This window comes from Vibrio sp. SG41-7, assembly GCF_014164465.1.
GTDB classification, from domain to species: domain Bacteria; phylum Pseudomonadota; class Gammaproteobacteria; order Enterobacterales; family Vibrionaceae; genus Vibrio; species Vibrio splendidus.
In genome coordinates, this window is sequence record NZ_JACJFF010000173.1 from 1 (window position 1) to 6,886 (window position 6,886).

General features: G+C 45.2%; 6 protein-coding genes. 5 read left to right on the plus strand and 1 reads right to left on the minus strand.

Features of this window, described 5'->3' with window-relative positions; genetic code table 11:
- Positions 1-207: 207 nt before the first annotated feature.
- Positions 208-654, minus strand: coding sequence for a CBS domain-containing protein (locus H5300_RS24545; protein ID WP_017062524.1), 447 nt, complete (start codon positions 652-654; stop codon positions 208-210).
- A gap of 334 nt (positions 655-988) precedes the next feature.
- Here H5300_RS24545 and queA point away from each other — a divergent pair, with 334 nt between their 5' ends.
- From queA to secF, 5 genes are all read left to right on the plus strand, one after another.
- The gene (gene queA, locus H5300_RS24550; RefSeq protein WP_017092445.1) at positions 989-2,041 is read left to right on the plus strand and encodes a tRNA preQ1(34) S-adenosylmethionine ribosyltransferase-isomerase QueA; all 1,053 of its coding nucleotides are present in this window, start codon (positions 989-991) and stop codon (positions 2,039-2,041) included.
- Between the two features lie 194 nt (positions 2,042-2,235).
- Positions 2,236-3,372 (plus strand): tRNA guanosine(34) transglycosylase Tgt, encoded by a 1,137-nt coding sequence (tgt, locus tag H5300_RS24555; protein ID WP_004735086.1) that lies wholly within the window; start codon positions 2,236-2,238, stop codon positions 3,370-3,372.
- A gap of 110 nt (positions 3,373-3,482) precedes the next feature.
- Positions 3,483-3,812, plus strand: coding sequence for a preprotein translocase subunit YajC (yajC, locus tag H5300_RS24560; protein ID WP_004735087.1), 330 nt, complete (start codon positions 3,483-3,485; stop codon positions 3,810-3,812).
- Between the two features lie 20 nt (positions 3,813-3,832).
- On the plus strand, positions 3,833-5,689 hold the full coding sequence (gene secD, locus H5300_RS24565; protein ID WP_004735088.1) for a protein translocase subunit SecD: 1,857 nt from the start codon (positions 3,833-3,835) through the stop codon (positions 5,687-5,689).
- Positions 5,690-5,703: 14 nt separating this feature from the next.
- Positions 5,704-6,651 (plus strand): protein translocase subunit SecF, encoded by a 948-nt coding sequence (secF, locus tag H5300_RS24570; RefSeq protein WP_004735089.1) that lies wholly within the window; start codon positions 5,704-5,706, stop codon positions 6,649-6,651.
- The last annotated feature ends 235 nt before the right edge of the window (positions 6,652-6,886 follow it).

Consider the following 6,886-nt stretch of genomic DNA (forward strand, 5'->3'; position numbering starts at 1 on the left):
TGGGAGAAATCATGGCGAATGTCAAAGCTATAAACAAAGTCATAGGACTAGGTATGCCTGTTAGAAGCTAACGGCTAGTCATATATGGCTTCGTTGATCTTCAAGCTGATTTGATCAACAACGCCGGTAAGCGGCAGTGCATTTCTATCGATTAAAGTTACCTAATATTGAGCCTCATAGTTTTATGAGGCTCTTCTTATTGTTATATCACTCTACTTCCGCTTCTTCTGGCTCGACTTCTTCCTGTAGCTCTAATAAGTTAATAGCTATCGTGACAAAGTCGCTGTCTGTAATAATGCCTACTAGTTCGTGGTTTTCTACGACAGGTAAACAGCCCACTTTGTGCTTCTGCATATAGATAGCTGACTCTTTTAAACCCGCACGCGGCTCTACTGACATAACACTTTTGTGCATGATGTCGTTGAGGGGAGTGGCAAGAGTAAAAGATTGAGCTTGTGGGATGTTTTGTAGGCTGGATTCTTGAGCGGCTAGAACGTCTCGCTGTGTGACGACGCCAAGTAGTTGCCTGTCGGAATCAACGACCGGAATATGGCGGATATCAAGCGCTTCCATCATGTGCTTAGCATCGGCCAGTGAGTGTGAGCGCAATAGGGTATGAGGGTTGCGAGTCATCATATCTTCAACCTTGATCATACGAACCTCCTTCTTTTTTATTTGTTGCTATTACTATAGTTTTTTATCCAAAAAATAACTGAGATCTGACGCATTCTTGGGTGAGTTTTATGCAACTAATTCTTTAGTTTGAGGTGGTGAATCAGTAGCATTATTTTACGCCTCTTTACAATAATCCAGTGCTGTAAACCTTGCTATTGCGGCTCGTGTGCCTATACTAGCCCACTGCGAAATTTTTAGTCGTGTTTGTGATGTGTTTCTGGTAACGATTGACTTACCGTAACGATTGATCTGCAACCATGATTTATTATTCGTCAACAGCACAAATCTCATCAACTAAGACAAGACTACAAACATGCAAGTTTCAGATTTTCACTTTGACCTACCAGATGAACTCATTGCTCGCTACCCTCAAGAGGAGCGCACAGCAAGCCGCCTGCTTAAATTAGATGGCAACAGCGGTAACCTAGCTGATGGTTCGTTTAAAGACGTTTTAGACTTGGTTGAGCCAGGCGATCTTGTTGTTTTTAATAACACTCGCGTGATTCCTGCTCGTGTATTCGGTCGCAAGGCCTCAGGCGGTAAGCTTGAAGTGCTAGTCGAGCGTATGCTCGATGAGAAAAGCATTCTTGCGCATGTTCGTTGCTCTAAATCACCTAAGCCGGGCACGAAGTTGTTCCTTGGTGAGAACGATGAGTATGAAGCTGAAATGGTGGCGCGTCACGATGCGTTGTTTGAAATCCATTTCACTTCCGATCAAAGCGTTCTAGAAATTCTTAACAGTGTTGGTCACATGCCACTGCCTCCTTACATCGATCGTCCTGATGAAGATGCAGATAAAGAGCGCTACCAGACTGTTTATAATGAAAAGCCGGGTGCGGTTGCAGCGCCAACAGCAGGCCTTCACTTTGATGACAAGCTAATGGCTGGCATGAAAGAAAAAGGTGTCGAGTTTGCTTACGTGACGCTTCACGTTGGTGCTGGCACGTTCCAGCCGGTAAAAGTAGATAATATCAACGATCACCACATGCACGCAGAGTACGTTGAAGTACCGCAAGAAGTGGTTGATGCCGTTGCAGCAGCAAAAGCTCGCGGCGGACGTATTATCGCTGTCGGTACAACCTCTGTGCGTTCACTAGAAAGTGCGGCTCAAGATGCATTGAAAAATGGCACTGAGTTAGTTCCTTTCTTTGGTGACACAGAAATCTTCATCTTCCCTGGTTATGAATACCAGTTGGTGGATTGCTTGATTACCAATTTCCACTTACCAGAATCAACATTGATCATGTTGGTGAGTGCATTTGCTGGTTATGACAATGTGATGGGCGCATACGATCACGCAGTGAAGAGCGAATACCGTTTCTTCAGCTACGGTGATGCGATGTTCATCAATAAGAAAACGAGCTAATTTTAGCTGGTTATAAACGATATAAGCAGAATTTACGGGTGCTAGCAGTAAGCTAGGAGTCGGGCAGGGTGTCTGTCTAATCTCTCGCAAGGAATACGCGACCGCTCCTCATAGAACTCGCTAGATTGAACTTATGTTTAGCTTAAGGTTCTGAATTATCAGTCAGATTGTTTCTCTGGCATATTGGAGGCTTCGTGAAATTAAAATACGAACTTAAAAAAACAAACAGCGGCGCACGTCGTGGTCAACTTCAGTTTGAACGTGGCAGCGTTGAAACACCAGCATTCATGCCTGTAGGTACTTACGGTACGGTTAAAGGCATGACACCTGAAGAAGTGAAAGACACAGGTGCTGAAATCTTGCTAGGTAATACGTTCCACCTATGGTTACGCCCTGGTCAAGAAATCATGAAGCTGCACGGTGACTTGCACGATTTCATGAACTGGAAAGGACCTATCCTGACTGATTCAGGCGGTTTCCAAGTATTCAGCCTAGGTGCGACGCGTAAAATCACTGAAGAGGGTGTTCACTTCCGTAACCCTGTAAACGGTGACAAGATCTTCATGGACGCTGAAAAGTCGATGGAAATCCAAAAGGATCTAGGCTCAGACATCGTAATGATCTTTGACGAATGTACGCCTTATCCTGCAACGCATAAAGAAGCTAAAGACTCGATGGAGATGTCTCTTCGTTGGGCTCAGCGTTCACGCAATCACTTTGACAAGCAAGAAAACCCGAACTCACTATTCGGTATCGTTCAAGGTGGCGTATACGAAGACCTTCGTGATGTATCCGTTAAAGGCCTGACAGAAATTGGTTTTGATGGTTACGCTGTTGGCGGCCTAGCAGTAGGCGAACCAAAAGAAGACATGCACCGTATTCTTGAGCACACATGTCCTCAACTGCCGGAAGATAAGCCACGTTACCTAATGGGCGTAGGCAAACCTGAAGACTTGGTTGAAGGTGTTCGTCGCGGTATCGACATGTTTGACTGTGTAATGCCAACGCGAAATGCACGTAATGGCCACCTGTTTGTCACTGAAGGTGTGATCAAGATCCGTAATGCGAAGCATAAAACCGATACAACACCACTAGATTCAGATTGTGACTGTTACACTTGTAAGAACTACAGCAAGTCGTACTTGCATCATTTGGATCGTTGTAACGAAATCCTAGGTGCTCGACTGAACACGATTCATAACCTGCGTTTCTACCAACGAATTATGTCAGACATTCGTCAATCTATTGATGAAGACCGTTTTGAAGAGTTCGTTGCTGAGTTCTACGCAAGAATGGGGCGTGAAGTGCCACCGTTAGGTAAAGAATCTTAGTATTTCTTTTTTGCGAGCCCCATCTCTCTTCCGAGAGTTGGGGCTTGAAAATAAAGGGATACAACCCAATTAGACAAACAATTACCAAAATATAATAGAGGATGTTTTTAATGTTTATTTCTCAAGCTCACGCAGCAGTAGAAGGTGCACCAGCAGGCGGCGGTTTCGAAATGCTTATCATGCTAGGTATGTTCGCTGTGATCTTCTACTTCATGATCTACCGTCCACAAGCTAAGCGCGTAAAAGAGCATAAGAGCCTTATGTCTTCTATGGGCAAAGGCGATGAAGTTCTAACAAGCGGCGGTCTAATCGGTAAGATTACTAAGATTGCAGAAGACAGCGACTACGTTGCTATCGAACTGAACGCAAACAACGAAGTCGTTATCAAGAAAGACTTCGTTACAGCAGTGCTACCAAAAGGTACTCTGAAATCACTATAAACAGCTAGAGGATCCTCGCTGTGCTAAACCGTTATCCGTTATGGAAGTATTTGATGGTGGTGTTTGCCATCGCTATCGCCGCGTTGTACGCACTTCCGAATATATACGGTGAAGATCCGGCAGTTCAAGTTACAGGGGCGCGTGGCGCCTCTGTAGATCTGTCTACGCTGGATGCTGTCACCAATGCTCTGGAAGCAGAGAACCTTTCTACTAAATCCGTTGCTCTAGAAAACGGTTCCATTCTTGTTCGCTTTAACGATACAGATACGCAAATTAGTGCCCGTGATATCATCACAGAAGCACTAGGTGATGATGTTATCGTTGCTTTAAACCTTGCGGCTTCAACTCCTGATTGGCTTGAATCTATTGGTGCTGCACCAATGAAACTGGGTCTTGATCTACGTGGTGGTGTTCACTTCTTAATGGAAGTGGATATGGATGCTGCGATGCAAAAGCTAGTTGGCCAACAAGAAGAAGCCTTCCGTAGTGAACTTCGTGAAGAAAAAATTCGTTACCGTGCTATTCGCCCATCGGGTAAAGATGCAGTTGAAGTGATTCTACGTAACGAAGAGCAGCTTGCTGAAGCGAAATCGCTACTGCAATCTAAGCACCAAGATATGACGTTCGTAGATTCAGAATCTAATGGTCGTTTCTCTTTGGTTGCTCGTTTTACAGATGCTCGTCTTCAAGAAATCCGTAACTACGCAGTAGAGCAAAACATTACCATTCTACGTAACCGTGTTAACGAACTTGGTGTTGCTGAGCCTTTGGTTCAACGTCAAGGTGCTAGCCGTATCGTAGTGGAATTGCCTGGTGTTCAAGACACGGCGCGCGCTAAAGAAATTCTTGGTGCAACGGCGACACTTGAGTTCCGTGAAGTTGATAGTAGTGCTGACTTAGCCGCTGCCGCTTCTGGTCGTGCCCCTGCGGGTAGCGAAATCAAGCAAGACCGTGATGGTCGCCCTGTGGTACTTAAGAAGCGCGTTATTCTAGGTGGTTCAAGTATTACTGATGCAAGCTCAAGTGTTGATGAATATGGTCGTCCACAAGTTAACATCTCGCTAGATAGCGAAGGTGGTAGCAAGATGTCTACATTCTCTCGTCAGAATATCGGTAAGCTTATGGCTACGGTATTTGCAGAGTACAAAGACAGCGGTCGTAAAACACCAGAAGGTCGAGTGATCTTAAGTAAGCACGAAGAAGTGATTAACCAAGCGACGATTCAATCTGCGCTAGGTCGTAACTTCCGTATTACGGGTATCGACTCAACGGCTGAAGCTCATAACTTGGCACTTTTACTACGTGCTGGTGCATTGATTGCGCCTATCTCGATTGTAGAAGAACGTACGATTGGTCCATCTATGGGTCAACAAAACATCGATATGGGTATCATGGCGATGGTTTGGGGTATGGCTGCAGTAATGTTGTTTACTCTGCTTTACTACCGTACTTTCGGTTTGATTGCGAACGTTGCTCTGATGGCTAACTTGGTGTTGATTATCGGTGTGATGTCGATGATCCCGGGGGCTACTATGACTCTGCCAGGTATTGCCGGTATCGTATTGACGGTTGGTATGGCGGTCGATGCCAACGTACTTATCTTTGAGCGTATACGTGAAGAACTTCGAGATGGACGCAGTCCACAACAAGCGATTCACCAAGGTTATGCAAACGCATTTAGCACCATCGCCGATGCCAATATCACCACACTACTGACAGCAATTATTCTATTTGCTGTAGGTACAGGTGCAATTAAAGGCTTCGCGGTAACGCTGTCTATCGGTATCTTAACTTCAATGTTTACAGCTATTGTCGGAACACGTTGTATCGTGAACCTGATGTATGGCGGCAAACGCGTTAAGAAACTGTCGATCTAAGGCTAGGAATTAATATGTTTCAGATTCTAAAAGCAGAAAAAATGATCGACTTTATGCGTTGGTCAAAGGTTGCCTTTTTATTCTCAATCTTGATGATTGGTACTGCCATCTTTACCTTAACAACGAAATCGTTGAATTGGGGTCTAGATTTTACCGGTGGTACGCTGATTGAAGTGGGTTTTGAGCAACCAGCAAACCTACCTGATATCCGTAGTGCACTAGAAGCGGAAGGTTTCGGTGATGCAACGGTACAGAACTTTGGTTCTGCACGTGAGGTAATGGTTCGTTTACGTCCACGTGACGGTGTTGCTGGCGAAACGCTTGGTAACCAGATCCTGTCTGCAATTAAAGATGGTACTGGTGAGCAAGTTGAGATGCGTCGTATCGAGTTCGTTGGCCCTAATGTGGGTGACGAGCTAACAGAAGCGGGTGGCCTTGCTATCCTTGTTTCTCTGATCTGTATCTTGATCTATGTGTCAGTGCGATTCGAATGGCGTTTGGCAGCAGGTGCGGTACTAGCACTGGCGCACGACGTTATCATCACACTGGGTGTGTTCTCTCTAATGCAAATTGAGGTGGATCTTACCATCGTAGCAGCCTTGCTAACGGTAGTCGGTTATTCCCTCAACGATACCATAGTAGTATTTGACCGTATTCGTGAGAACTTTCGTAAGATGCGTAAGGGTGAAGCACCTGAAGTACTGAACAGCTCAATCACACAAACATTGAGCCGTACATTGATTACTTCTGGTACAACGTTATTCGTAGTTATCGCGCTGTTCGCTCAGGGCGGTGCTATGATTCACGGCTTCGCGACTGCACTTCTATTGGGTATTACCGTTGGTACTTATTCTTCTATCTACGTTGCATCTGCACTCGCTATGAAGTTGGGTATTACGCGTGAACACCTAATGCCACCACAAGTGGATAAAGAAGGTGAAGAGTTTGACGAGATGCCTTAGGCCTTGGCTTAATACGTTTCGCTAAACCACAAAAAAACCGCTAGGCAACTCGCGGTTGTTTTACGTCTGTATTCTGTCGATAAACTCAACGTAATTTATCTGCGAAGTGCGTCTTGCTCTGCGCAACTCACCGCCATCTTGCTCTTATCTCGTATCTCGTATCACGTATCTCGTATCTCCTTTCCCGTATCTCTGATACAAAAAAGCCCCGCAATAGCCCGGCCTTGCAATTTCT

Coding starts and splice junctions, on each gene's coding strand:
- H5300_RS24545 (WP_017062524.1), bottom strand. CDS start 654: ATGATCAAGGTTGAAGATATGATGACTCGCAACCCTCATACCCTATTG.
- queA (WP_017092445.1), top strand. CDS start 989: ATGCAAGTTTCAGATTTTCACTTTGACCTACCAGATGAACTCATTGCT.
- yajC (WP_004735087.1), top strand. CDS start 3,483: ATGTTTATTTCTCAAGCTCACGCAGCAGTAGAAGGTGCACCAGCAGGC.
- secF (WP_004735089.1), top strand. CDS start 5,704: ATGTTTCAGATTCTAAAAGCAGAAAAAATGATCGACTTTATGCGTTGG.